Below are 26755 nucleotides of genomic sequence, written 5' to 3'. Positions count from 1 at the left end.
GCCCTTCAGCGTTCGCTAGAACTCCAGGTGCTTCAAGTGCGCTGCGGCGTCCTTGTCGATGAGCCAGCGCGTGTTGCCCGTGGCCTGCACGCGGCCCGCCGGGAGCTCGCCCTTCGCGAGGGCCTCGTCCACGGCCTCGGACTTGCCCGCGCCCGAGGCGATGATCCACACCGCCGTCGCCGCGTTGATCGTCCCCAGCGTGAGCGAGACGCGCTCGGGCGGCGGCTTGGGGGAGTCGCGCACACCCACGGCCGCGCCCTCGGCGTCGAGCGCCGGGTTGCCCGGGAACAGCGAGGCGACGTGGCCGTCCTCGCCGATCCCCAAGAGCAGCAGGTCGAATGCGGGCAGGCCGGAGCCGCCGGCGGCGGTCTCCAGTTCGGCCGCGTAGAGCGCCGCCGCCTCCTCGGGCGTGTCCACCACGTCCGAAGCGGCCATCGGGTGGACCCGCTCGGGGTCGATCAGGAGCTTGTCGAGGAACGCCGCGCGCGCCTGGGTCTCGTTCCGCTCCGGGTCGCCCGACGGCAGGAACCGCTCGTCGCCCCACCAGAAGTCGACCTTCGACCAGTCCACGACCGAGCGGATCGGCGACTCCAGCACGTACTGGTACACCCGCGCCGCGATGCGGCCGCCGGTCAGCACGATCGAAGCCTCGCCCCGCTGCGCCTGCACGTCCGCGAGCCGGTTGATCAGCCGCGACGCGACCGCCTCCGCGAGCACCTCGGCGCCCTCGTGGACGATCACCGCGCCCGAGCGGCTCATGCCGCGTGCTCCGCCGCGTACTGCTCCTGGAACGTGTCCAGGACCCGCCGGTACGCGGTGTCGGGGTCGATGTGCCGCAGCTCCTCGGCGAGGAGCTGGCCCAGGGTCCGGCCCTGGAGCGTCTGGCGGCGCTTGGGCAGCCCCGCCTGGCGCAGGACCGTGGTCCCGTCGGACTTGCGCTCGACCTCCATCGTCTCGCCGCCGTCCATCGTGAACGCCACGGAGGCGATCGCGGGCAGGTGCTCGGAGTTGCGCTCGACCTCGGTGTCGACCACGTCGGGCGCGACGCCCAGGCGCGTGTGCAGCCACGCGGCCATGAGCTGCGCCGACGGGTCGCCGTCGTCCGCCTTGATGGTGATCTTCTCGACCGACTGCGTGACCCCGTCGAAGGCGCTGGCGATGAGCGAGCGCCACAGGCTGATGCGGGTCCAGCAGATGTCGGTGTCGCCCGCGACGTAGGACTCGGCGCGGCGGTACAGCGACCGCACCGGGTCGGCCGCGCGGGCCGAGTAGGTGATGCGGCGGTCGGCGAACGAGCGCAGCTCGTGCTCCAGGCCGTAGCGGACCGGGTCGAGCAGCCACCAGGTCACGACCGGCACGTCCGGTGCGAGCATGGGCAGCACGATCGCGGTCAGGTGCGCGGCGGCCGGGCCGTCAAGGCGCAGGATGATCGCCTCGGCCGAACCGAGCCGCTCCCCTACGGTCACTTCGGCGTCGATGCGCGGCTCGGCGGCGTCCACGTCCCGCGGGATCGCGAGGATCAGCCGGTACGGATGCTCCTGCGCGGCGAACGAGGCGGCCTTCTCGACCTCCTCGCGCTCGTCCTCGGTGGTCAGGGCGACCAGGTTGAGGGCCAGGCCGGAGGCGCCGCCGCCGGTCTCGTGGAGCTGCTTCTCCAGGGCCTTCATGATGTCGCCGGTGGTGGTGTCCTTCAGATGCATGTCAGGACCCTTCTACGCCCGGCGCCAGCGGCGGCCGGAGGATTGCAGCATCAGGTCGGCCCCGGCGGGGCCCCACGTGCCGGACTCGTACGGCTCGGGCTTGGTGCTCGCCCAGTACTCCTCCAGCGGGTCGATGACCGCCCAGGACGCGTCCACTTCCTGCGCGTCCGGGAACAGCGTCTTGTCGCCCAGGAGCACGTCCAGGATGAGCCGCTCGTACGCCTCGGGGCTCGACTCGGTGAACGTCTCGCCGTAGCCGAAGCCCATCGAGATGTCCCGCAGCTCCATGCCCGTGCCCGGGACCTTCGACCCGAACTTGACGGTGATGCCCTCGTCGGGCTGCACGCGGATCACGAGCTGGTTGTTGCCGAGCGTCTTGGTGTCGTAGTCGGCGAACGGCATGTGCGGGGCCTCCTTGAAGACCACCGCGATCTCCGTGACGCGCTTGGGGAGGCGCTTGCCCGTGCGCAGGTAGAACGGGACGCCGTTCCAGCGCCGGTTCTGGATGCCCAGCTGCACCGCCGCGTACGTCTCCGTGGTGGAGGACTGCGGGATGTTCTCCTCGGACAGGTAGCCCTTGACGGGGCGGCCCTGCACCCAGCCGTCGGTGTACTGCCCGCGGATCGCGGTGGACTCCAGGTCGTCGTGGAGCTTGATGGCCCGCAGGACCTTCAGCTTCTCGGTGCGGATCTCCTCGGCCTCGAACCCGTTGGGCTGCTCCATGGCCGCGATGGCGAGGAGCTGGAGGACGTGGTTCTGGAGGACGTCGCGGGCGGCGCCGTTGTCGTCGTAGAACCCGGCGCGGGAGCCGATGCCGACGTCCTCCGCCATGGTGATCTGCACGTGGTCGACGTAGTTGGAGTTCCAGATCGGCTCGAACATGGCGTTCGCGAAGCGCAGCGCGAAGATGTTCTGCACCGTCTCCTTGCCGAGGTAGTGGTCGATGCGGAACACGTCGTTGGCGGTGAACACGTCGTCCACCAGCTGGTTCAGCTCCTTCGCGGACTCGCGGTCCTCGCCGAAGGGCTTCTCCACGACGACGCGGCGCCAGCCGCCGCGGTCCTGGCGGTTGTCGGACATGCCGGTCCGCTTGAGCTGCTTGAGGACCGTCGGGAACGCGAGCGGCGGGATCGAGAAGTAGAACGCGGCGTTGCCGACGATGCCGTGCGTGATGCGCAGCTCGTCCACGGTCGCGTCGAGCTTGTCGAACGCCTCGTCGTCGTCGAACGCGCCCTGCACGAACTTGAAGTTGCCGGACAGGCGCGCCCAGACCTCTTCGCGCCACGGGGTGCGCGCGTGGGACTTGGCGGCCTCGCGGGACATCTCCTCGAAGGTCTCGTCGCCCCAGTCGCGGCGGGCGAAGCCGACGATCACGAACGACGCCGGGAGCAGGCCCCGGTTGGCGAGGTCGTAGATCGCGGGGATGAGCTTCTTCTTGGCGAGGTCGCCGGTGACGCCGAAGATCACCAGGGCGCAGGGCTCGGGGATGCGCGGCAGGCGCCGGTCGACCGGGTCGCGCAGCGGGTTGGCGAGGACGTGGTCACCCATCTAGCTCAGCTCCCTCAGCGCGTGCACGAGCTGGTTGATCCCGCGCTTGCGGTCGGTCAGGTGCAGGCGCACGAGCGGGCGCTCGCGCGACTGGAGGGCCTGGCGGTCCCCGGCGGCCTGCGCGGCCTGGAGCCCGGCGAACGTGTAGTCGCGGCCCGGGATGAGCAGGTCCTCGCCGACCTCGCCGGTGAGCTGGAGGAACACGCCGGTCTGGCGGCCGCCCTTGTGGAACTGGCCCGTGGAGTGCAGGAACCGCGGTCCCCAGCCCCACGTGACGGGCGCGCCGGTGCGCTCGGCGAGGCCCGCGCGGAGCTTCGCCACCTCGGCGTCGTCGATCCGGTCGAGGTACGCGAGCACCGCGATGTACGCGTCCTCGCGGTCGGCGTTCGTGAGCAGCTCGCCGAGCGCGCCCGCGACGGTCTCGGCGTGCGAGCCGTAGATCTCCACCGCGCCGTCCACGGCGTGCGGGCGCTCCTCGGGGAGGCCGTCGGCGAGGATGCGGTTGGTGTTCTCCTTGGACTCGGTCACGTTCGGCTGGTTGAACGGGTCGATCCCGATCAGGTAGCCGGCGTAGGCGGTCGCGAGCTCCCACGCGAGGAACTGCGCGCCGAGCGGGCCGTTGACGACCACGTCGGGCATCGCGAGCTGCGAGCCCGCGGCGGGCAGGCCCGTCGAGGAGCCGCCGACGGTGGCGTACACGCGGTCGGCGCCGCGGGCGCCCGCGGCGGCCGGTCCTTCGAGGACGACCGGGAGCGTGCCCTTGCCGTCCTTGCCGAGGGACTCGGCGATGAGCTGTTCGGCCCAGTCGCCCAGGCCCACGACGCCGGTGCCGTCGTCGGCGATGGTGATGGTCTGCTTGGCCGCGATGACCGCGCCGAGGACCAGCGCCGGGTTGTCGCCGTCGCTCTCGATCGTGGTCGCGAAGGCCTCGGCCTGCTCGATCAGCTCGCTGATGTCGGCGCCCGCGAGCGCGGTCGGGACGAGCCCGAACGCGGTCAGCGCCGAGTACCGGCCGCCGACGTTCGCGTCGGCGAGGAACAGGTGCGAGCCCTGCTCGTTCGCGAGCTTCTCCAGCGCGGAGCCGGGGTCGGTGACGAACACGAACCGCCCGGTCGAGTCCTCGATGCCGACGCCCTTGAACGCGGCCTCGAAGGCGCGGCGCTGGGAGTCGGTCTCGACGGTGGACCCGGACTTGGAGGACACGACGACGGCGGTGCGCCGCAGCGACGCCTCGCCGAGCTCGGCCAGGATCTGGCCGGGGTCGGTGGTGTCGAGGATGCTGATGCCCAGGTCGAGGGTGCGGGAGATGACCTCGGGGGCGAGCGAGGAGCCGCCCATGCCCGCGAGGGCGATGTGGTCGATGCCCTGCTCGGCGAAGTCGGCGCGGAGCTTCGCGAGCGGCGCGACCAGCTCCTTGGACTTGACGAACGTGTCGATCCAGCCCAGCCGGATCGCGGCCTCCTCCTCGGCCTCGGGGCCCCACAGGGTGGCGTCCTTGGCGGCGAGGCGGGCGGGGACGCCCTCGTTCTTGAGCCGGTCGACGCCGGCGTTCACGTCAACGCCGGTGGTGACCGCCAGGCCGCCTGCGGCTTCCATCTTGCCCATCGGGTCGCTCACTTCATTTCTCCGCTCGTGCCGAGCTTGGACTCGATCTGCTCCAGGAGCTGGTTCCAGGAGACGATGAACTTCTCGACGCCCTCGTCCTCCAGGACCTTCACGACGTCGGCGTAGTCGATGCCGACGCGTTCGAGCTGGAGCATCACCGTGGCCGCGTCCGCGTAGTAGGGGCGGATCGTGTCGGCCTCGACCTCGCCGTGGTCGGCGAAGTCGTGGATGGTGCCCTCGGGCATGGTGTTGACCGTGCCGGGCGCGATGAGGTCCTCGACGTACATGACGTCGCGGTAGTCGGGGTTCTTCACCGAGGTGGACGCCCACAGCGGGCGCTGCGGGACGGCCCCGGCGGCCGCGAGGGCCTCCCAGCGCGGGGACGCGAACGCGTTCTCGAACTCCTGGTACGCCAGGCGAGCGTTGGCGATCGCGGCCTTGCCCTTGAGGGCCTTGGCCTCGTCGGTGCCGACCGCGTCGAGTCGCTTGTCGATCTCGGAGTCCACGCGGGACACGAAGAACGAGGCGACCGAGCGGATCTGCGACAGGTCGTGCCCGGCGGCCTTGGCGCCTTCGAGGCCCGCCATGTACGCGTCCATGACGCCGCGGTAGCGGGCCAGGGAGAAGATGAGCGTCACGTTGACGCTGATCCCGGCGCTGATCGCGGCGGTGATGGCGGGCAGCCCGGCCTCGGTGGCCGGGATCTTGATCATGGTGTTGGGCCGGTCCACGGCCCACCACAGGGCCTTGGCCTCCGCGATGGTCGCCTTCGTGTCGTTGGCGAGCCGCGGGTCGACCTCGATCGAGACGCGGCCGTCCTGGCGCCCGGTCTGCTCGAAGACCGGGGCCAGGACGTCCGCGGCCCAGCGGATGTCGTAGGTGGTGATGGCGCGAGCGGCTTCCTCGACGCTCACTTTGCGGACCGCCAGGTCGGCGATCTGCTCGTCGTAGCCGCTGCCCTTGGTGATGGCGGCGGCGAAGATTGACGGGTTCGACGTGACGCCCGAGACGGCCGCCCCGGCGATGAGGTCCTTCAGGTTGCCCGTCTCCAGGCGGTCCCGCGAGATGTCGTCGAGCCAGACCGACACCCCTGCGGCCGACAGACCCGCGAGGTTCTCGTTCGCGCTCATCGGTTCCTCCAGCTTTCCAGCTAGTACTTGATCCGCTTAGTTCAGTTGTGCTACTGCTGTGCCTTCTTGATGGAGGAGCGGGCCGCGTCCGCGACGGCGGCGGCGGTGATCCCGAACTCCTCGTACAACTTCTCGAACGGCGCGGAGGCACCGAAGTGTTCCAGGGAGACGCTGACTCCCGCGTCACCCACCAGGCCCCGCCACGACAGGGCGATGCCCGCCTCGACGGAGACGCGGGCCTTGACGGCCTTGGGCAGCACCGACTCCTTGTAGTCGTCGTCCTGCTCCTCGAACCACTCGATGGAGGGGACGGAGACCACGCGGGCCTTGACGCCCTCGCCCGCGAGGGTCTCGGCGGCCTGGACCGCGAGCTGGACCTCGGAGCCGGAGCCGAGCAGGATCACGTCGGGGGTGCCGTCGGAGTCGAGCAGCGTGTACGCGCCCTTCGCGGCGCCCTCGGCCGAGGCGAACTTCGTGCGGTCCCACACGGGGATGTTCTGGCGGGTCAGCGCCAGCGCGGTCGGGTGCTCGGCCTTCTTGAGGAGGGTCTTCCAGACCACGGCGGTCTCGTTCGCGTCGCCGGGGCGGACGACGTCCAGGCCCGGGATCGCGCGCAGGGCCGCGAGGTGCTCGACGGGCTGGTGGGTCGGGCCGTCCTCGCCGAGGCCGATCGAGTCGTGCGTCCACACGTACACGACCGGGGTCTTCATGAGGGCCGCCAGGCGCACCGCGCCGCGCATGTAGTCGGAGAACACGAGGAACGTGCCGCCGTACGGGCGGGTCGGGCCGTGGAGCTTGATGCCGTTGAGGATCGTGCCCATCGCGAACTCGCGGATGCCGAAGTGGAGGGTCCGGCCGTACGGGTTGCCCGGGTACGCCTTGGTCTGGCGGCTCAGCGGCAGGAACGACGGCTCGCCGTCCATGGTGGTGTTGTTGGAGCCCGCGAGGTCGGCCGAGCCGCCCCACAGCTCCGGCAGGACCGGCGCGAGCGCCGAGAGGACCTTGCCGGACGCGGAGCGGGTCGCGACGCCCTTCTCGGACGCCTCGAACTCGGGGAACGCGTCCTCGAAGCCCTCGGGGAACTCGCCCGCCCACAGGCGGTCGTGCAGGGCCTTGCGCTCGGGGTTCGCGGCGGCCCAGTTGTTGAAGTCGGTGCGCCAGCCCGAGTGCTCCTCGCGGCCGCGCTCGACGGCGCCGCGGGTGTGCGCGAGCACCGCGTCCTCGACGTAGAAGGACTCGTCGGCGGGGAAGCCGAGGATCTCCTTGGTCGCGGCGATCTCGTCGGCGCCCAGCGCGGAGCCGTGCGCGGCGTACGAGTTCTGCTTCTTCGGCGCGGGCCAGCCGATGATGGTCTTCAGGCGGATGAAGGACGGCTTGTCGGTGACGGCCTTGGCCTTCTCGATGGCCTCGAAGAGGGCCTTCGGGTCCTCCTTGTACTCGTCGCCGTCGCGCCAGTCGACGTGCTGCACGTGCCAGCCGTACGCCTCGTAGCGCTTCGCGACGTCCTCGCCGAGGGCGATCCGGGTGTCGTCCTCGATGGAGATCTCGTTGTCGTCGTAGATGACGACCAGGTTGCCCAGCTCCTGCACGCCCGCGATCGAGGAGGCCTCGTGCGTGACGCCCTCCTCGATGTCGCCGTCGGAGGCGATGACGTACACGAAGTGGTCGAAGAGGCTCCCGCCCTGCTCGGGCTCGGGGTCGAACAGGCCGCGCTCGCGGCGGGCCGCCATCGCCATGCCGACCGCGGTGGCCAGGCCCTGGCCGAGCGGACCGGTGGTGGTCTCGACGCCCGCGGTGTGGCCCACCTCCGGGTGGCCCGGGGTGAGGGAACCCCACTGGCGCAGGCTCTTCAGGTCGTCCAGTTCCAGGCCGTACCCGGCCAGGTACAGCTGCACGTACAGCGTCAGGCTGGAGTGGCCGCAGGAGAGCACGAACCGGTCGCGGCCCTCCCAGTGCGGGTCGCTCGGGTCATGGCGCATGACCTTCTGGAACAGCGTGTGCGCCACGGGGGCGAGGCTCATCGCGGTGCCGGGGTGGCCGTTGCCGGCCTTCTGGACGGCGTCGGCGGCGAGGAGCCGAGCGGTGTCGACCGCCTTCTGATCGAGTTCGGTCCACTCGAACTGTGCCACTGCGATACTCCTTGGTACTCGTCGTATTTGGGCCTTTGACGTGTGCCTTCTGACCCTACCTACACAGGCTGAACTTTATGCGCACTCTCTCGGGAGGCGGAATTCCGCTCGTTGTGAACCCGCCCACGAGCAGTGCTCGCGTAGGAAAGCGCCTGCTAGAGGCCGGTGACCCGCGGCCGGACCGCCGCCTCACCGCCCGTATGGTGGGCCGTGATGAACGAGGACCCGACCCAGGCCGTCGCCGACACCCCCCGGCCCGCCCGCAAGCGCATCGAACTGCCCGATCCCGAAGCCGCCGTGGCGGCCCGGCCGGGCTGGAGGACGATCGTCGGCGCGTACGTGTCGCTGACGAAGCCCCGCATCGTGGAGCTGCTCCTCATCACCACCATCCCCGCGATGCTCGTCGCGGCCCGCATGGAGTTCGACGCGCTCCCGTCGCTGACCGCCGTCCTCGCGACCCTCATCGGCGGCGCGCTCGCCGCCGGGTCCGCGAACGCGATCAACTGCTACATCGACCGCGACATCGACCAGCTCATGGCCCGCACCTCGCGCCGCCCCCTCGCCAAGCACCAGATCGAGCCGCGCAACGCGCTCGTCTTCGGCCTCGTCATCGGCGCCGTCGCGGTCCTGGGCATGGGCCTCCTCGTCAACTGGCTCGCGGCGCTCCTGACGTTCGGCGCGATCGTCTACTACGACGTCGTCTACACGATCTGGCTCAAGCGCACCACCCCGTACAACACGGTCTGGGGCGGCGCCTGCGGCGCGGCCCCGGTGCTCATCGGCTGGGCCGCGGTCACCGGGCACATGTCCTGGATGGCGTGGGTCCTCTTCGCGGTCGTCTTCCTGTGGCAGCCCCCGCACTTCTACGTCCTCGCGATGAAGTTCAAGGACGACTACGCCGCCGCGGGCATCCCCATGCTCCCCGTCGTCGCCCCCGCCCGCCGCGTCGCCATCGAATCGGTCGTCTACGGCTGGGCGATGCTCGCCGTCTCCCTCGTCGCCGTCCCCCTCGGCGCGACCTGGCTCTACGGCTCGGTCGCCCTCGTCTCCGGCGGCCTCTTCGTCTGGGAGTGCCACAAGCTCCTCACCCGCGTCAACCGCGGCGAGGACCCCAAGCCCATGCGCCTCTTCCACTGGTCCACCAGCTACCTGACGCTGCTGTTCCTCGCGCTCGCGGTCGACTCCTTCCTCATGTAGGACACGCAGACTGAAGGGGCGGGGCGATCCGATGGATCGCCCCGCCCCATTTCGCGTTCAGGTGTTCAGGGTCTGGTGGCGAGGTAGATGGAGTTCGAGGACTGCCCTCCGGTGTAGGGGTTGTCGAACCAGATCTCGCGGTTTTCGACGGCGGTGAAGACTTCGGCGAGGGCCGCCATGAACTCGTCGTCGGCGGGGTCGTCCGACCACATCGCGAAGCAGCCGCCTGGGCGCAGGTGGGCGGACGCGGCGCGCAGGCCCTCGACGGTGTAGAACGCGGCGTGCGGCGAGTGCAGGACGTGCCGGGGAGTGTGGTCGATGTCGAGCAGGACCGCGTCGTAGCGGCGTTCGGGCTCGTCCGGATGGAAGCCCGCTTCACCCATCGCGGCGGCGAAGAAGTCGTTCTGGTCCAAGCGGACCCGCGGGTCTGCGGCCAGGCCCGCGGTGTCGGGGATCAGGTCCCTGCGGTGCCAGTCGATGACCGCCTCGGAGTACTCCACGACCGTGACGGCGGCGATGCGGGGATCTTCGAGGGCCGCTTGGGCGGTGTAGCCGAGGCCGAGGCCGCCGATGACGACGTCGAGGCCGGTGCCGGGCGTCCGGGCCAGGCCGAGGCGGGCGAGTTCGATCTCTGCGACGGGGAACAGGCTCGACATGAGGAACTCCTCGCCGAGTTTGACCTCGTAGACCTCGCTCCGCGCCGTCTCGTCGTACCGCCGCCTCAGGCTGATCTCACCCATCGGAGAAGGGCGCCAGTCCAGTTCCTCGAATCGAATGCTCACCCGCCAATCGAACCCCGCCGGTGCTCTCGTGTTCCGCGCGGGTCGGCAGACGGAGGTCAGACGCGGGCGAGTAGGGCCGTGAGGGCTGGGTTGGTGTGGGCTGTTCTCCAGGTGCAGAAGAGTTCTACGGTGTCGCGGGGCATGTCGGGGATGGTGAGGAATTCGAGGTTGGGGAGGGCGAGGGTTGCCGCGGAGCTGGGGACGAGGGCGACGCCGAGGCCGGCGTTGACGACGGCGGCGACCGTGTGGACCTGGCTGATGTGCTGGACGTAGCGGGGTTTGACGTGGGCGTTGCGGAAGGCGGCCACGACGAGTTCGTAGAAGTACCAGGCTTCGCTTGGGGAGTAGGTCACCACGTCGTGCTCGGCTATGTCGGCGAGCGTGGGGGCGTGGTCGAGGCTGGTCAGGGGGTGGCCGTGCGGTGCGGCCAGGACCAGGGTGTCGGTGGCGACCAGGCGTGAGTCGAGGATTTCCGAGCGGGGGACTTGGCGGACCAGGCCGACTTCGATCTCTCCGGCGAGGAGGGCGTCGAGCTGGGCGTGGGTGACCATTTCGCTGAGGACCAGGTCGACTTCCGGGAGTTCGGCGGCGGCGATCTTGATCCATTCGCCCAGGACCGTGAGGGCGGAGACGGCCGTGAAGCCGATCCGGATCGTTCCTGCCGTTCCCGCCGCCACTCTTCGGGCTCGCAGCGGAGCGATGTCGACCGAGGTGAGGAGGCGGCGGGCTTCTTCCAGGAACACCTTTCCCGCTGGTGTCAGGTCGGCCCCGGTGGCGTTGCGGGTGAACAGGGCGAAGCCGATCGTTCGCTCCAGGCGCTGGACCTGGCGGCTGAGCGGGGGCTGGGTCATGTGGAGGCGGGTGGCCGCGCGCCCGAAATGGCCCTCTTCGGCGACGGCGACGAAGCCGCGGAGCTGGTCGAGGGTGTAGCTGCCTTCGGTCATGCCTTGAAGGTATCGGGTGATGTCGAAACGGTGTTTGACGGGTATGGGAACTGCTTTTAGGGTCGTCCCATCCCTACGACCACAGGAGTTCCCCCCGAATGACCCGATTCGCCCCCGCGGAGATCCAGACGGCCCTCGGTTCCGGACTGCTGTCCTTCCCGGTGACGCATTTCCGCGACGACCTGACGTTCGACGAGCCCGCCTACCGCGAGAACCTGTCGCACCTCGCGTCGTTCCCGGCCGCCGGACTGTTCGCCGCGGGCGGCACCGGCGAGTTCTTCTCGCTGACCGCCGCGGAGACCGCGCAGGTCGTGCGGGCCGCGGTGAGCGAGTCGGCCGGGGCGGTCCCGATCGTGGCCCCGGCGGGTCTCGGCACGGCGCAGGCCGTCGCCTTCGCGAATGACGCCGAGGACGCGGGCGCCGATGCGGTGCTGCTGTTCCCGCCGTACCTGACCGAGGCCGGGCAGGACGGGCTGTTCGCGCATGTGAAGGCCGTCTGCGACGCGACCTCGCTGGGCGTCATCGTCTACCACCGCGCCAATGCGGTGTACGAGGTCAGTACTATTGCGCGCCTTGCCGATGCGTGCCCGAACTTCATCGGGTTCAAGGACGGGGTCGGGGACATCGAGTTCATGACCCGGCTGTACGCGACGTTGGGGGAGCGGCTCCTGTACGTCGGCGGGCTTCCCACCGCGGAGACGTTCGCGCTTCCCTACCTTCAGCTCGGAGTGACGACCTACTCGTCGGCGATCTTCAACTTCGTGCCCGAGTTCGCGCTCGCCTTCTACGAGGACGTGCGCGCGCAGAACTCAGCCGAGGTGTACCGGCGCCTCTCCGAGTTCGTCCTCCCTTACCTGGAGATCCGCAATCTCGGCAAGGGCTACGCCGTCTCGATCGTCAAGGCCGGGATGCGAGCGGTCGGACGGGACGCCGGGCCCGTCCGACCGCCTCTGACCGAGTTGAAGGACGAGGAGTTCGCTTTGCTCGCCGCACTCATCGAGAAGGCCGCCGCATGAGCCGGTTCCCCGACGTCGACCAGGCAGTTGCGGCCGCAGCCGCCGCCTTCCAGCCGTACCGGCAGACCTCGCCGAGTGCGCGAGCCGCGTTCCTCGACACGATCGCCGACCGCATCGAGGCGATCCCGGAGCTCCCCGAGACCGTCCACCGCGAGACGCATCTCCCGGTCGCCCGCGCCGAGAACGAGCGCGGCCGCACCTCAAACCAGCTCCGCATGTTCGCCCGCCTCCTCGAAGACGAGACCTGGAACCGGCCACGCACCGCACCGGGCGACCCCGACCTGCGGCTGCGGCACGTTCCGCTCGGGCCCGTCGCCGTGTTCGGCGCCAGCAACTTCCCGCTCGCGTTCTCCGCGGCCGGAGGCGACACCGCCGCCGCGCTGGCCGCCGGGGCGCCCGTGGTCGTCAAAGCCCATGAGGCGCATCCGGAGACGTCGAAGCTCGTCGGCAACGCGATCCGCGACGCGCTCAAGGCACACGGCCTGCCAGAAGGGGTCTTCACGCTCCTGTTCGGCCCCGGCCGCACCCTCGGCCAGGCGCTCGTCGCGCATCCCGGGATCAAGGCCGTGGCCTTCACCGGCTCGCGCGCCGCCGGGCTCGCTATCGCCGCGACCGCCGCCGCCAGGCCCGTGCCGGTCCCGGTGTACGCCGAGATGTCCAGCGTCAACCCCGTGTTCCTCCTGCCCGGCGCGCTCGCTGCGGACCCCGAGGGGCTCGCCCGCGGCTTCGCCGCCTCGGCGGTCCTCGGGTCAGGCCAGTTCTGCACGAACCCCGGACTCGTTTTCGCGCGCACCGGGACCGGACTCGACGCGTTCCTGGAGACCGCCGCCGCGGCCGTCAATGGGACGCCCGCGCAGCCCATGCTCACCGACGGCATCCGCGCCGCCTACGAGGCCGGCCGCGACCGCCTCGCCGCCCTCCCCGGGACCGCGCTCCTCGCCGAAGGGCCCGGCGAGCCCGCCGCCGCGCTGTACCGCACCGACGCCGCGACCTTCCTCGCCGAACCGGCCCTGCGGGACGAAGTGTTCGGGGCGACTTCGGTCATCGTGACCGTGGACTCCGAGGAGGAGACGCACCGGATCATCGACGTCCTCGAAGGCCAGCTCACCGCCACCATCCACACCAGACCCGGAGATGCTGACGAAGCGGCCCGGCTGGTGCCCCGGCTCGAACTGCTCGCCGGGCGGATCGTCCATGGCGGCTGGCCCACCGGCGTGGCGGTCGGCCCGGCCACCGTCCACGGCGGGCCGTTCCCCGCGACCACCGACGCGCGCACCACCTCAGTGGGGACGCTCGCGATCGACCGGTTCCTGCGCCCCGTCGCGTACCAGGACTTCCCCGCCGACCTCCTCCCCGAGGAGCTGCGGTGAGCACGCCCGTCGTCACCGGCCTCCGCGTCGTCCCCGTCGCGGGGCGCGACTCCATGCTGCTCAACCTGTCCGGCGCGCACGGCCCGTTCTTCACCCGCAACCTCGTGATCCTCACCGACGACTCCGGCGCGACCGGCGTCGGCGAGGTCCCCGGCGGGAAGGCCATCGCCGAGACCATCGAGGACGCCCGGCACCTCGTGGTCGGCAAGCCGATCGGGACCTGGAACGCGATCCTCACCGCCGTCAGGCGCGAGTTCGCGGGCCGCGACGCCGCCGGGCGCGGGCGCCAGACCTTCGACCAGCGCGTGGCCGTCCACGCCGAGACCGCGCTCGAAGCGGCCCTGCTCGACCTGCTCGGGAAGTACCTTGAGGTCCCGGCCGCGGCGCTGCTGGGAGACGGGATCCAGCGCGACCACGTCCCGGTCCTCGGGTACCTCTTCTACATCGGGGACAAGTCCAAGGCCGACCTCCCGTACCGCGACGGCGACGGTGATGCGGACGACTGGTTCCGCCTGCGCGACAAGGAGGCACTCACCCCTGAAGGGATCGTCGCCCTCGCCGAGGCCGCGTACGCCCGGTACGGCTTCCGGGACTTCAAGCTCAAAGGCGGCGTGCTCCCCGGTGTCGAGGAGGCCGCCGCGGTCACCGCGCTCGCCGAAAGGTTTCCCGAAGCTCGGATCACCCTGGACCCCAATGGGGCCTGGTCCCTCGAAGAGGCAATTGCCCTGTGTCGTAACCTAAGCGGCATTCTTGCCTATGCCGAGGACCCCTGCGGCGCCGAGGGCGGCTACTCCGGCCGGGAAGTGATGGCCGAGTTCCGCCGCGCCACCGGGATGCCCACCGCCACGAACATGATCGCCTGCGACTGGCGCGAACTCGGCCACGCCGTGCGCGCCGGCGCCGTCGACATCCCCCTCGCCGACCCGCACTTCTGGACCATGTCCGGCTCCGTGCGCGTCGCCCAGCTCTGCGAGGCGTGGGGCCTCACCTGGGGCTCCCACTCCAACAACCACTTCGACGTGTCGCTGGCGATGTTCACCCACGCCGCCGCGGCCGCCCCCGGCGCGATCACCGCGATCGACACCCACTGGATCTGGCAGGACGGCCAGCGCCTCACCAAGGCGCCCTTGCAGATCCGCGACGGCCGCATCGACGTCCCCGATGCGCCCGGACTCGGCGTCGAACTCGACCTGGACCAGGTCGAGGCGGCGCACGAGCGGTACCTGGAGCACGGCCTCGGCGCGCGCGACGACGCCGCGGCCATGCGGTACCTGGTCCCCGGCTGGACCTTCGACCCGAAGCGCCCCTGCCTGGGCTGATCCCATCCCTGCGAAACGAAACGCCTGAACACTCAATGAGGAGTCGAGAAAGCATGAACCCCTTCCCCCGACGCGGGCTGCTCGCCGCGGCCGCCGTCTCCCCGTTCGCCGCCCTCGCGGCCTGCGAGGTCCAGGGCGGCGACGCGGCCGACGGCGACTTCCCGAAGCGAGCCGTCGACTTCATGGTGCCCTTCGACCCGGGCGGGTCCGGCGACCTGATCAGCCGCGCGATCGCCAAGGCCGCCGAGGAGCCCCTGGGCCAGTCGCTCGCCGTCACCAACAAGCCCGGCGCGAACGGCGCCGTGGGCCTCAAGGAGCTGCTGTCGGGCAAGGCCGACGGCTACTCGATCGCCCTGGCCGTCAAGTCCCTGTTCGCGATCACGCCGCTGGCCGTGGAGGACCCGGACGCGGTCGTCATCGACGACCTGCGGATCATCACCACGCTTACCAACGAGGCGTACGTCCTCGTCGTGCACGCGGACTCGCCGTATCAGACCCTGGAGGACCTGCTCGCCGCCGACTCGGTCAACTACGCGACCACGGGCGTCGGCACCGGCTCGCAGCTGTCGGCGCAGCTCCTGTTCACCGGTGCGGGGATCGACGCGACCGACGTGCCCTTCGACGGCGGCGCCTCCGCCGTCACCGCCCTGCTCGGCCAGGAGGTCGACGCGGTGTCCGCGTCGCTCGCCGAGACGATGCCGCAGGTCGAGGCCGGTGAGCTGCGCCCGATCGCGGTGTTCTCCGAGGAGCGCAGCCCGTTCCTCCAGGACGTGCCGACCGCCGCCGAGGCCGGGTTCGACGTGGTCGTGGACCAGCGGCGCTTCATCGTCGCCCCCGCCGACGTCCCCGACGAGACCGCGGGGGTCCTCTCGCTCGCGTTCGAGGAGGCCCGCGAGGGCGCCGAGTACGGGCAGTTCCTCCAGGACAACTACATGGACCGCTGGGAGGTCGACAACCTGGAGGCCAGGACGCACCTCTCGGAGGCCGCCGCCGAGTACGCCGCCTTGGCGGAGGACGCGGGCCTCCAGCTCGGCGACGGCGCATGAGCGAGGCCGTCATGTCCGATGCCCAAGCGCCCCAAGAGGAGGGGTTCGAGGAGCCGCGCGCGGGCGGGCGCGTCCAGGCCGTCGTGGCCGGGGCGCTGCCGATCGCGCTCGGCGCGTTCGCGGCGTGGCTCGCGTTCGGGCTGCGGATCGGGACGCTCACCGCCCCCGGCCCGGGGCTGTGGCCCCTGGTCGTGGCCGCGCTGCTCGTCGCCTGCGGGGTCGGGATCGTCGTGGTCGCGGTGTCCGCCAAGGTCTTCGAGGCCGCGCCCGCGAACGGCACCGAGGCGTTCACACGCGGGACGGGCGCGGTGCTCGTCGCCGCGGCCGCGCTCGCGGTGTACGCGTCGCTGTTCGAGGTCGTCGGGTTCGAGGTGCCCACGCTGCTGCTGCTGTTCGCGTGGCTGCGGTTCCTCGGCCGCGAGTCGTGGCTGTCGAGCGCGGTCGTCGCCGTGGTCGCGACGGCCGTGGCGTACGCCCTGTTCATCCTCGGACTCGGTGTGCCGCTGCCGCACATCATCGCGTTCTAGCCGGAGCGGACCATGGACTTCTCAACCGTGCTCTCCGGCTTCGCGGTCGCGTTCGAGCCGCAGAACCTCCTGTTCTGCCTCATCGGCGTCACCGTGGGGATGCTCATCGGCGTGCTCCCGGGCCTGGGCCCGGCCGCGACGATCGCGATCCTGCTGCCGATCACGTACACGCTGGAGCCGACCGCGGCGGTCATCATGCTCGCGGGGATCTTCTACGGCGCCCAGTACGGCGGCACGATCACCTCGGTGCTTCTGCGGATGCCCGGCGAGGCCTCCACAGTAGTCACCGCCTTGGACGGGCACGCGCTGGCGCGCAAGGGCGAGGCCGGGCCCGCGCTCGGCGTCGCCGCCATCGCCTCGTTCATCGGCGGCACCGCCTCGATCCTGCTGCTGACGTTCATCGCGCCCGCCCTCGCGGGGGTCGCGCTGGCGTTCGGCCCGGCCGAGTACACCGTGCTGGCGCTCATCGGGATCTTCCTGGTGGGCACGCTGGGCTCCGGCTCGCTCATCAAGAGCGCCGCCGCGGCGGCGCTGGGCCTGCTCATCGCCACGGTGGGCCTGGACCCGCTGCTGGGGACGCCGCGGTTCACGTTCGGCACCGACCAGCTCGCCGACGGCATCGACTTCACGCTGGTCGCCATGGGGCTGTTCGGGGTCGGGGAGATCCTGTACAACCTGGAGCACCGGGACCGGCCCCAGCCCGCCGTGCCCGCCTTCGGGCGGGCGATCCCGAGCCGCCTCCACTGGCTGCGCTCGCGGATGGCGATCCTGCGTGGCTCGGTGACGGGCTTCGTGCTCGGCATCCTGCCGGGCGGGGGCGCGACCATGTCGTCGCTGGTGTCGTACGCGGTGGAGAAGCGGGTCGCGAAGGACCCGTCGCGGTTCGGCAAGGGCGCCATCGAAGGCGTCGCCGGGCCGGAGTCGGCGAACAACGCGGCGGCGACGTCCTCGTTCATCCCGCTGCTGACGCTGGGCATCCCGGCGAACGCGACGATGGCGGTCCTGTTCGGTGCGCTGATGCTGCAAGGGATCACGCCGGGACCGGGTCTGATGAACGAGCACCCGGACGTGTTCTGGGGCGTCGTCAACTCGATGTACGTCGGCAACCTCCTGCTTCTGGCGCTGAGCATCCCGCTCATCGGGGTGTTCGTGCGGATGCTCAAGGTGCGCCCGGGAATCCTCGCGCCGCTGACAGTGGTCATCACGATGCTCGGCGCGTACTCGATCCGCAACAACGCCTTCGACATGCTGCTCATGATCGGGCTGGGGCTGCTGGGCTACGGGATGCGCAAGCTCGGGTTCGAGCCGGGGCCGTTCGTGCTCGCGTTCGTCCTCGGCTCGCTCCTGGAGGCCTCGTTCCGGCGGTCGATGCGCCTGTTCGGAGGCGACGTCACCGAGTTCGTGCAGCGCCCCGTCTCGGGGACGCTCGTCGCGGTCCTGGTGCTCACCGTCGTGGTCGTCCCGGTCCTGCGGACCGTGCGCGCCAGGCAGACCGAGCGGGCCGCGGCCGACTGATGCGGTCAGGCGCCTTCGGGCCGCAGATATCCGAGCCGGCGGGACACCGTCCCGGCGGCCTCGGCCACGAGCGGCTCGAAGGCGGCGTCCGCGATGCGCGCCGTCGGACCGGCGACGCTGACCGAGCCGACGACTTCCCCGGCCTGGTCGAACACGGGCGCGCCGAAGCACGTGCTGGAGGCGTCGAACTCGCCGCGCTCCTCGGACCAGCCGCGGAGGCGGATCGCCTCGATTTCGCGGCGCAGGCGCGCGGGGTCGGTGATCGTCTCCTCGGTGAACCGCTCCAGCGTCAGCCCGCCGATGAGGGCCCCGGACCGCTCGGGGCCCAGCCCCGCCAGGTACGCCTTGCCGACCGCGGTGGCGTGCAACGGCCTTCGCGCGCCCAGCTCGGAGCGGACCTGCACGGCGTGGCGGCCCAGCTCCCGGAACACGAACACGATCTCGTCGCCGGAGAGGACCCCGAGGTTCACGGTCTCGCCGGTGCGCGCCGCGAGGTCGCGCAGGAGCGGCGGGGCCGCGGCGAACACGTCCATGCGCTGCACCGCGGCCATCGCCATGCGCGCGGCGGCGGGCCCGAGGCGCCATCGGCCGTCGGCGTGCGCGAGGTACTCGGCGGCCTGGAGCCGCTCCACGAGCCGGTAGACGGCGCTGCGGGATGCGCCCGTGGCCGCGACCAGCTCGGCGGTCGTGGCCCCGCCGCGCACCGTGAGCACGTCGAAGATCTCCAGGGCCCGGTCGAGCGAGCCTTTCGGGGGCGCCTCCGCGCGCGGCATGACCTCATCCTCCGCAGTCCGTGGCGGCGTTCGCGCCGGGTGTCCACAAGCGTAGTGGCGGCCGGGCACGCTCCCGTGCCGGGCCGCCCGCCGTCAGGCGCCGAACGTCTCCGCCGCCGTCGTCCAGGCCCGCGCCTGATCGCTCAGGCTCACCCCGATGCCCGGGCGGGCCGGGACGAGCATGCGCCCGCCCTCGGTCTCCAAGCGCTCGTTGAACAGCGGCTCCAGCCAGTCGAAGTGCTCGACCCACGGATCGTGCTCGTAGGCCGCGGCGAGATGCAGGTGCAGCTCCATGACGTAGTGCGGGGCCATGCGCAGGTGCGCGGCCTCGCCGAGCGCCATGATCTTCAGGAACGGCGTGATGCCGCCGACGCGCGGCGCGTCGGGCTGGATGAAGTCGGCGCCGCGGCGGCGGATCAGCTCGGCGTGCTCGGCGACGGAGGTGAGCATCTCGCCCGTGGCGATCGGCGTCGCCAGCTCGCGCGCGAGGTCGGCGTGGCCCTCCGCGTCGTACGCGTCGAGGGGCTCCTCGATCCACGTCAGGTCGAACTCCTCGAACGCCCGGCCCATGCGCACCGCGGTGCTCCGGTTCCACTGCTGGTTCGCGTCGACCATGAGGTCGATCCGGTCGCCGATCGCCTCCTTGACGGCCGCCACGCGCCGCAGGTCGAGCCTCGTGTCCGGCTGCCCCACTTTGATCTTGACGCCGCCGATCCCGCTCGCCGCCGTCGCGTGCGCGTTCTCGATGACCTCCTCGATGGAGGAGGACAGGAACCCGCCCGAGGTGTTGTAACAGGCCACCGAGTCGCGGTGGGCCCCAAGGAGCTTCGCGAGCGGGAGCCCGGCGCGCTTGGCCTTCAGGTCCCACAAAGCGATGTCGAACGCCGCGATCGCCTGCGTGGCAAGGCCGCTGCGGCCCACCGAGGCCCCGGCCCAGACCAGTTTCGTCCAGATCCGCTGGATGTCGCTGGGGTCCTCGCCGATGAGGTCCGGCGCGACCTCGCGCGCGTGCGCGAACTGGCCGGCGCCGCCCTTGCGCTTGGAGTAGCTGAAGCCCACGCCTTCGAGCCCCGACTCGGTGCGGATCTCCGCGAACAGGAACGCCACGTCGCGCAGCGGCTTCTGGCGCCCGGTCAGCACTTTCGCGTCGCTGATCGCGCCCTTGAGCGGCAGCGTCGCCGCCGAGACCCGGACCGACGCGATCCGGTCGGTGCTCGCCTCGCCGCGCCGCAGCGCGCTGAAATGCCGCTCGTTCGCGGCGGAGGTCTCAGCGGCGCTGGTGAAGTCGAGGAACGCGGAGTCGGTCAAGGGGTCCTCCCAGGACGAGCGTCCCGATGAACGGGACGGTATGCCGGTGAACGGGACGCTTCGAGCCTAGTTCACCTCCCGGCCCCCGCGCAAGATCCCCGCGGAGCCGCCTGTTCGAGGGGCGCTGTCGCACCCGCCGCATACTCTCGTGGCACTGAACCCCGCAGGCTTGAAGGATTCATATGACTGATCACGTTGCGCCCCAAGAAGACTCGCTGGAAATGCCGACCGGATGGGCCGCGCGGGCGATGTCGCGGCGGGGACGCCGGACCGGGAAGCCCGTCGTCCTCGACCCGGAGGCGGGGGAGAAGCTGCGGCGGAAGGTCGACGCCCGCGCCGAGAAGGTGCGGATCGCGCTGGCGCGCGAGGAGAACGCCGAGTACGCCGACGCGGCGGAGGCGTTCCTCGCCGGGAAGGCCGACCCGCGCGGCGCCGCCGCGGTCGCCGCGCTCATGTGCGACCCGCACGCCCGCCACCGCGAATCGTGGCTGCGCCCCGAGTTCGACGGCTGGGCCGTCGAGCACGGGCTCCCGTTCGCCGTCGCCGCCGCGGTCGAGCGCCTCGCCCTCCAGCACCACACCGGCAGCGGCAGCGGGTACGAGCACCGGGTCCTCGGCCCCGCGCACTTCGAGTACATGAGCCCGTTCATGCACGAGCACGAGCACGGCGGGCTCGCCGCCGTCCGCTCCCTCCTCGCCGACCTCCCCGACGCCGAGTACGCCGCGGTCGTCGCCGCCGTCGCCCCGGTCCGCGACACGCCCCTCAAGCAGATCTGCGCCGCGCTCCTCCTCCCCGACGAGACCGCCTGGGTGGACGAGGCCATGCCCGAGTACGCGCGGGCGCGCTCCTACGGCTGGTGCGACCCGCTCGTGCTCCAGTCCGCCAGCAGCGCAGCGCAACTCGACGCCGCCGGGATCACCGTGCTCAACGAGTACTACACCGACACGGCCGCCGTCGCCGCGCTCCTCACCTCCCTCGGTGCCGGGGCCCTCCCGATCATCGAGCGGACCTTCAGCCAGAACGGCCACCTGCACGCCGAGTTCCGCAAGACCCTCTACCGGGCCGTCGCCGCGCTGCCCTCCGACGCGGCCATGGACCTCCTCGTCAAGCGCCTCCACGAACCCCACGTGTTCGAGCCCGCAGCCGAGGCCGCCGCCCGCTTCCCGCAGCGCACCCTGCGCACCGTCCTCGCCCGCGCCGGGCGCACCAGCGGCGACGCCCGCTTCCGCCTCATCGCCCTCGCCTCCCTCGTCCCCGAGGCCGACCGCGCGTTCCTCGACGAGGCCGGGCGCGCCGCCCTCGACGCGCTCCTGGCCGAGAACGGCCGCGCCCCCGAGGCCGACCTCGCCGACGTCCCCGCGCTCCTCGCCACCCCGCCGTGGACCGTCAAGCGCGCTAAGGCCAAGTCCGTCGTCATCGAGGGGCTCGAAGCGCCCGAGGGCACCGCGATCCTCTGGGCCCCAGGCGAGCGCGAGGAGTGGGCGGGCCTCAAGGAGTACTGGGACGACGAGGACGCCGACGAGCCCGGACCCGACGCCCACGACTGGCAGATCGAGCAGTACCTCGTCTTCGGCGACCCCGCGAAGGCCGAGAAGTACCTCGACAAGTGGATCGCCAAGGACTACTACGGGTACGAGTACAGCGTCCTGCGCGTCCTCGCCCGCTACGGCGACCGCACCGCCGAGCGCGCCGTCGCCGCCGCCCGCAGGGACGCGACCTTCCAGCGCCTTCCCGGCCCGATCCTCGGCCTCGACGCCGCCCGCCTCGCCGCCGAGCGCTTCGACCGCCTCAAGTCCGCCCGCCCCTCGGCCGCGAAGTGGTTCGCGCGCCACGGCCTCGCCGCCGTCCCCTACCTTGTGCCCGACGCCCTCGGCGCCGACAAGAAGCTGCGCCGCTACGCCGAGACCGCGCTCCTCCACCTCGCCATGCGCTTCGGCGCGGCCGAGACCGCCGCCGCGTCCGAGCGCTTCGGACCCGAAGCGGCCCAAGCGATCGCCGCGCTCCTCGACGGCGACCCGCTCGAACCGCGCGGCGTCAAGCTCCCCAAGCCCGGCGCCTGGGCCTCCCCGGCGACCCTCCCGCAGGTCCTCCTCAAGGACGGCAGGGCCCTGCCCGCCGAGTCGGTGCGCCACCTGCTCACCGTCCTCGCGCTCGCCACCCCCGAGTACCCCTACCCGGGGCTCGACGTAGTCGCCGACGCCTGCGACAGGGCGTCCCTCGCCCGCTTCGGCCGCGCGGTGTTCCAGCTCTGGCTCTCGATCGGCGCGCCCCCCAAGGACTCCTGGGCCCTGACGCAGCTCGCGCACTTCGGCGAGGACGAGACGGTGTGGGCGCTGGCCCCGCTCATCCGCGAATGGCCCGGCCAGTCGCAGCACAAGCGCGCGGTCACCGGCCTGGCCGTGCTCGGCGCGCTCGGCTCCGAAGAGGCGCTGCGCGCCATCCAGGTCATCGCCGACCGCGTCAAGTTCAAGGCGCTCAAGGAGGAGGCGGGCCGCCAGATCGAGCGCATCGCCGCCGACCTCGGGCTCTCCCGCGAGCAGCTCGCCGACCGGCTCGTGCCGGACTTCGGGCTCGGCGAGGACGCCGCGCTCGTCCTCGACTACGGGCCGCGGAGGTTCACCGTCGCGTTCGACGAGGCCCTGAAGCCGTTCGTCACCGACGAGGACGGCAAGCCCCGCAAGGTGCTCCCCAAGCCCGGCGCGAAGGACGACCCGGATCTGGCCCCCGCCGCCTACCAGCGGTTCACGGCCCTGAAGAAGGAGCTGCGGGCCGTCGCCGCCGACCAGATCGCGCGTCTCGAAGCGGCCATGACCTCCACCCGCTCGTGGTCCCTTGAGGAGTTCCGCCGGTTCTTCGTGGACCACGCGCTCACCAGGCACCTCGCGCGCCGCCTCGTGTGGACCGCCGAGACCGGCGGGGTCCACACCGGGTTCCGCATCGCCGAGGACGGCTCCTTCAGCGACGCCGAGGACGAGACCGTGGACCTCCCCGCGGACGCCGCGATCCGCGTCGCCCACCCCGTCCACCTCGGGGACGCCATCGCCGCGTGGGCCGAGATCCTCGCCGACTACGAGATCCTCCAGCCCTTCGACCAGCTCGACCGGCCCGTGCTCGCCTTCACCGAGGAGGAGCTGGCGACCGGGCGCCTCACCCGCTTCGAGGGCGCGAAGGCCGACGTCGGGCGCGTGCTCGGCATGACCAAGCGCGGCTGGCGGCGCGCCTCCCCGGAGGACGGCGGCGTCGAACCGGGCCTCGCCTACAAGCTCCCGGGCGGCGGGTACGCGCTCATCGAGCTCGACCCGGGGATCTACGTCGGCGCGATCGGCGAGACCCCCGAGCAGACCGTCCGCGGCGTCCACCTCGCCGACCACGAGCGGTACTACTGGACCGCCGAGGAGACCGCGAAACGGGCCCGCCCCAAGGACGTCGACGCCGTCACCGCCGCCGAGGTCCTCGGCTCCCTGGCCCGCCTGACCGGCCGCTCCTGACCCGCTCACCTGCGGGGGTGTCGCACCGGGACCGTATCCTCGGGGCGGCACCCCCCACGCTGGAAAGACCGAGATGACGCCTGAAGCGCCCGCACTCCCCGCGGCCTGGACCGCGAAGCTCCTCCCGCGCCGCGGCACGCGCCCCGGGACGCCGACCGAGCCCGAGCCCGACGCCCCCGACCTCCTCGCCGAGCGGTTCGAGGTCCACGCCGACCTCCTCTCGCGCATCCTCCACATGAAGCGCAACCGCCGCCACCGCCAGCCGATCGACGACTACCTCTCGGGCGCACCGGACCTCGCCGGCGCCGTCGCCGCCGGGGAGCTGCTGCGGTACGTCGGCCCGCACACCCCCGACGAGTGGAGCCGCCTCGAACTCCACGCCTGGCTGCGCGCGCACGGCCTGGCGTGGGCCGCCAGCGCGTTCGTCGAGCGCCACGCGGTGGAGATCGCCGCCTACTACACCGAGGGTGTGCGCCCGCAGATGAGCGGCCTGCACCTCACCGCCGCCTCCTGGCACAGTTACCGGTCCCTGCACCGCGACATGGACAGCGGCCTCGTCGCCGAGCTCCGCGCGCACCTCGCCGCCGCCTCCGACGAGGAGTACCGGGCCGTCGTCGCGGCCGTCGCCGACCACCGCGGCGGCCCCTCGCAGCGCCTCGCCGCCGCGCTCCTCCTGCCCGACGAGGCCGACTGGACCGCCGAGGTCTGCGAGGAGTACCACGAGCACAACTCCTCCGGGGGCACCGACCGGTTCCTGTTCCACTTCGTCTCCAGGGCCGCCCACCTCAAGGCCGCCCGGGTCCACAAGTTCGAGGAGTACTACCTCGACGCCGAGCGCATCGCCGCCGCCCTCGACTCGTTGGGGGACCAGGCCTTCGGCCTCCTCTCCCGCACCTTCGGCACCCGCTGGCAGATCAGCGCCGACAACCGCCGCCTCCTCGCCAAGGGCCTCGCGCTCCTGCCGGAAGGGGCCGCGTACCTGGTCGCGAACCTCGACAGGCCGCACGCTTTCGACGGCGCGGTCGAAGGCGCCCGCCTCCATCCCGAGGCGGCGCTCCGCGCCTTCGCCGCGGCGGCCCCCGACGCCGCCCCCGCCCAGCGCGGGCGGCTCGCCGCCGTCGCCGAGGCGGCCGGGGCCCTCGGCGGCCTCGCCGCCGCCGAGCGCGCCGCCGTCGCGGGCCTCGCGCAGCGCACCGTCCCGGACGCCGACCCCGCCGACCTGCACTACCTGTTCACCGCCCCGCCCTGGACTGTCAAGCGCCGCAAGGCGAAGCCCCAGGTCATCGAGGGGCTCGAACCGGTCGGGGAGCCGCGCCTCGCCTGGAACGAGGGCGAACGGGAGCGCTGGCTCGACCTCGTCGCGAGCTATGTGGACGACCCGGAGACCGCCGCGAGCTGGCGCGGCCACTCCGCCCGCCGCCTCACCGGGGACTCGGCCCGCTACCTCCTGCCCTCCCTCCTCGCGTTCGGTCCCCCCGACGCCGCCGACCCGTACTACGGCCAGTGGCTCGCCTCCGACGCCGAACCCGGCCAGGACCAGATCCTCGCGATCCTCGCCCGCTACGGCCCCGAATCGATCCCCAAGGCCGTCAAGGCCGCCGAGTACTGCGAGTTCGACCAGGTCCTCGGCCCGGTGTTCAGCCTCGACGCCGCCAGGCACGTCGCCGAGCGGTACGCGCGCCGCAAGACCGACCGCGCGCTCGCCGCCGCCTGGTTCGCGCGCCACGGCATCGCCGTCGCCACCGTGCTCGTCCCCGACGCCCTCGGCGCCGACAAGGACCGCCGCAAGTACGCCGAGGCCGCGCTGTTCCACCTCGCGGTCCGCCTGGGCGACAAGGAGATCGTCGCCGCCGCCGCACCCTACGGCCCCGAGGCGGCCGCCGCCGTCGCCGCCCTCTTCGACGGCGACCCCCTCGAACCGCGCGGCGCGAAAGTCCCCAGGCCCGGCCCCTGGGCCGTGCCGGTCATGTTCCCGCAGGTCCTCCTCGAAGGACGCGAGCGCGCCCTGCCGGAGGACGCGGTGCGGCACCTGCTCACCGTCCTCGCGCTCGCCACCCCCGAGTACCCCTACCCGGGCCTCGACGTGGTCGCCGCGGCCTGCGACCGGGCGTCCCTCGCCCGCTTCTCCCGCGCGGTCTTCGAGCAGTGGCTCGCCGTCGGCGCGCCCGCGAAGGACCAGTGGGCGCTCACGCAGCTCGCGCACTTCGCCGAGGACGCGACGGTGTGGCTCCTGGCGGACCGCCTGCGCGAGTGGCCCGGCGACGGCCAGCACAAGCGCGCGGTCGCCGGCCTGGGCGTGCTCGGCGCGATCGGCACCGAGGAGGCGCTGCGCGCCGTCCAGACCACCGCCGACAAGGCCCAGTTCAAGGCCCTCATGTGGACCGCGCACGAGCAGATCGAGCGCATCGCCGCCGAACTCGGGCTCTCCCGCGACCAGCTCGCCGACCGGCTCGTGCCGGACTTCGGGCTCGGCGGGGACCTGACCGTCGACTACGGCACTCGGAAGTTCACCGTCGCCTTCGACGAGCAGTTGCGGCCCTTCGTGATCGACGAGGCCGGGAAGGCCCGCAAGAGCCTCCCCAAACCCGGTGCGAAGGACGACGACGCCGTCGCCGACGACGCCTACCAGCGGTTCCAGGCGCTGCGCAAGGAACTCAAGTCCGTCGCCAAGGAGCAGGTGACCCGCCTGGAGTCCGCGATGGTCTCGGGCCGCACCTGGGACGCGGGGGAGTTCCGCCGGCATCTCGTGGACCACGCCCTCACCGGGCACCTGGCCCGGCGCCTCGTGTGGCTCGCCGACGGGGCCGCGTTCCGCGTCGCCGAGGACGGCACCTTCAGCGACCTCGACGACGACGCGTTCGACCTCCCCGCGGGCGCCGCCGTGCGCCTCGCCCACCCCGCGCTCCTCGGCGAGGACACCGGCCGGTGGGCCGCACTGCTCGCCGACTACGAGATCCTCCAGCCGTTCGACCAGCTCGACCGGCCCGTGCTCGCCTTCACCGCAGCGGAACTGGCGACCGGCCGCCTCACCCGCTTCGAGGGCGCGACGGTCGACACCGGACGCCTCCTCGGCCTCTCCCGGCGCGGCTGGACCCGCGGCTACCCCGGCGACGGCGGGCTCGTCCCCGGGTTCACGTACGCGCTCGCGAGCCGCTGCTTCCTCGTCCTCCACGTCGCGCCCGGCATCGACCTCGCGTACACCGCCGAGCACCCGGTGCAGACCACCGCCTCCGTCCACCTCGCCGACCTCGGGACCTTCGGCACCGACCCCGTGCCCCCGACCGGCCCGATCGACCCCGTCGCCGCCGCCGAGGCCCTCGGCGCCCTCGCCCGCCTCACCGGCCACTGAACCGAAGGA

The 26755-nt window shown here is 72.0% G+C and carries 19 protein-coding genes; 9 read left to right on the top strand and 10 right to left on the bottom strand.

The genetic code is table 11. The annotated features are described in order from the left end of the window. Positions 1-15 precede the first annotated feature (15 nt). From pgl to tkt, 6 genes are read right to left on the bottom strand one after another with little or no spacing between them, the layout of a single operon-like run. Positions 16-759: a 6-phosphogluconolactonase gene (gene pgl / locus ACFFXY_RS17320; protein WP_382353165.1), complete on the bottom strand. Its 744-nt coding sequence runs from the start codon at positions 757-759 to the stop codon at positions 16-18. Beyond that, complete coding sequence (locus ACFFXY_RS17315) at positions 756-1700, bottom strand: glucose-6-phosphate dehydrogenase assembly protein OpcA (RefSeq protein WP_382353162.1); 945 nt, start codon at positions 1698-1700, stop codon at positions 756-758. The genes pgl and ACFFXY_RS17315 overlap by 4 nt, the downstream gene beginning before the upstream one ends. A 12-nt stretch (positions 1701-1712) precedes the next feature. Further along, complete coding sequence (gene zwf, locus ACFFXY_RS17310) at positions 1713-3248, bottom strand: glucose-6-phosphate dehydrogenase (protein WP_382353159.1); 1536 nt, start codon at positions 3246-3248, stop codon at positions 1713-1715. Further along, positions 3249-4865, bottom strand: coding sequence for a phosphoglucose isomerase-related protein (locus tag ACFFXY_RS17305; protein ID WP_382353156.1), 1617 nt, complete (start codon positions 4863-4865; stop codon positions 3249-3251). Continuing rightward, positions 4862-5983 carry a transaldolase gene (tal, locus tag ACFFXY_RS17300; RefSeq protein ID WP_382353153.1) on the bottom strand — a complete coding sequence of 374 codons (1122 nt, stop codon included), beginning with the start codon at positions 5981-5983 and terminating at the stop codon, positions 4862-4864. The genes ACFFXY_RS17305 and tal overlap by 4 nt, the downstream gene beginning before the upstream one ends. A gap of 50 nt (positions 5984-6033) precedes the next feature. Continuing rightward, positions 6034-8112 carry a transketolase gene (gene tkt / locus ACFFXY_RS17295; protein ID WP_382353150.1) on the bottom strand — a complete coding sequence of 693 codons (2079 nt, stop codon included), beginning with the start codon at positions 8110-8112 and terminating at the stop codon, positions 6034-6036. A 213-nt stretch (positions 8113-8325) separates the two neighbouring features. Between tkt and ACFFXY_RS17290 the strand changes: the two genes are divergently transcribed. Further along, positions 8326-9309 carry a heme o synthase gene (locus tag ACFFXY_RS17290; protein ID WP_382353147.1) on the top strand — a complete coding sequence of 328 codons (984 nt, stop codon included), beginning with the start codon at positions 8326-8328 and terminating at the stop codon, positions 9307-9309. Positions 9310-9374: 65 nt separating this feature from the next. On the opposite strand, the gene ACFFXY_RS17285 is transcribed toward ACFFXY_RS17290, so the two are convergent. Both ACFFXY_RS17285 and ACFFXY_RS17280 read right to left on the bottom strand, forming a co-directional pair. After that, positions 9375-10049, bottom strand: a complete 675-nt coding sequence (locus tag ACFFXY_RS17285; protein ID WP_382353144.1) for a spermidine synthase — start codon at positions 10047-10049, stop codon at positions 9375-9377. A gap of 98 nt (positions 10050-10147) precedes the next feature. Then, the gene (locus ACFFXY_RS17280) at positions 10148-11035 is read right to left on the bottom strand and encodes a LysR family transcriptional regulator (RefSeq protein ID WP_382353141.1); all 888 of its coding nucleotides are present in this window, start codon (positions 11033-11035) and stop codon (positions 10148-10150) included. A gap of 98 nt (positions 11036-11133) precedes the next feature. Here ACFFXY_RS17280 and kdgD point away from each other — a divergent pair, with 98 nt between their 5' ends. The 6 genes from kdgD to ACFFXY_RS17250 are packed head-to-tail and all read left to right on the top strand — an operon-like array spanning position 11134 to position 17828. Beyond that, a complete protein-coding gene (gene kdgD, locus ACFFXY_RS17275; protein WP_382353138.1) occupies positions 11134-12051 on the top strand; it encodes a 5-dehydro-4-deoxyglucarate dehydratase in 918 nt (305 codons plus the stop codon). Then, complete coding sequence (locus ACFFXY_RS17270; protein ID WP_382353135.1) at positions 12048-13421, top strand: aldehyde dehydrogenase (NADP(+)); 1374 nt, start codon at positions 12048-12050, stop codon at positions 13419-13421. Before kdgD ends, ACFFXY_RS17270 begins: the two co-directional genes overlap by 4 nt. Positions 13422-13474: 53 nt before the next feature. Then, positions 13475-14740, top strand: a complete 1266-nt coding sequence (locus tag ACFFXY_RS17265; protein WP_382355483.1) for an enolase C-terminal domain-like protein — start codon at positions 13475-13477, stop codon at positions 14738-14740. A gap of 53 nt (positions 14741-14793) precedes the next feature. After that, positions 14794-15786, top strand: coding sequence for a Bug family tripartite tricarboxylate transporter substrate binding protein (locus ACFFXY_RS17260; protein ID WP_382353133.1), 993 nt, complete (start codon positions 14794-14796; stop codon positions 15784-15786). Beyond that, the gene (locus ACFFXY_RS17255; protein WP_382353130.1) at positions 15783-16313 is read left to right on the top strand and encodes a tripartite tricarboxylate transporter TctB family protein; all 531 of its coding nucleotides are present in this window, start codon (positions 15783-15785) and stop codon (positions 16311-16313) included. Before ACFFXY_RS17260 ends, ACFFXY_RS17255 begins: the two co-directional genes overlap by 4 nt. 12 nt (positions 16314-16325) lie before the next feature. Then, positions 16326-17828, top strand: coding sequence for a tripartite tricarboxylate transporter permease (locus tag ACFFXY_RS17250; protein ID WP_382353127.1), 1503 nt, complete (start codon positions 16326-16328; stop codon positions 17826-17828). A 5-nt stretch (positions 17829-17833) separates the two neighbouring features. On the opposite strand, the gene ACFFXY_RS17245 is transcribed toward ACFFXY_RS17250, so the two are convergent. Both ACFFXY_RS17245 and ACFFXY_RS17240 read right to left on the bottom strand, forming a co-directional pair. Continuing rightward, positions 17834-18601, bottom strand: coding sequence for an IclR family transcriptional regulator (locus tag ACFFXY_RS17245; protein ID WP_382353124.1), 768 nt, complete (start codon positions 18599-18601; stop codon positions 17834-17836). A gap of 93 nt (positions 18602-18694) precedes the next feature. After that, a complete protein-coding gene (locus ACFFXY_RS17240; RefSeq protein ID WP_382355480.1) occupies positions 18695-19834 on the bottom strand; it encodes an L-talarate/galactarate dehydratase in 1140 nt (379 codons plus the stop codon). Positions 19835-20091: 257 nt separating this feature from the next. Here ACFFXY_RS17240 and ACFFXY_RS17235 point away from each other — a divergent pair, with 257 nt between their 5' ends. Both ACFFXY_RS17235 and ACFFXY_RS17230 read left to right on the top strand, forming a co-directional pair. Further along, positions 20092-23397, top strand: a complete 3306-nt coding sequence (locus ACFFXY_RS17235; protein WP_382353121.1) for a DUF4132 domain-containing protein — start codon at positions 20092-20094, stop codon at positions 23395-23397. Between the two features lie 73 nt (positions 23398-23470). Then, positions 23471-26746 carry a DUF4132 domain-containing protein gene (locus ACFFXY_RS17230; RefSeq protein ID WP_382353118.1) on the top strand — a complete coding sequence of 1092 codons (3276 nt, stop codon included), beginning with the start codon at positions 23471-23473 and terminating at the stop codon, positions 26744-26746. Positions 26747-26755 lie beyond the last annotated feature (9 nt).

It is taken from the genome of Glycomyces mayteni, assembly GCF_042428885.1.
Classification (GTDB): domain Bacteria; phylum Actinomycetota; class Actinomycetes; order Mycobacteriales; family Micromonosporaceae; genus Glycomyces; species Glycomyces mayteni.
Note: the sequence above shows the minus strand (reverse complement) of the source record. Positions and strands in the feature narration are given on the sequence as shown.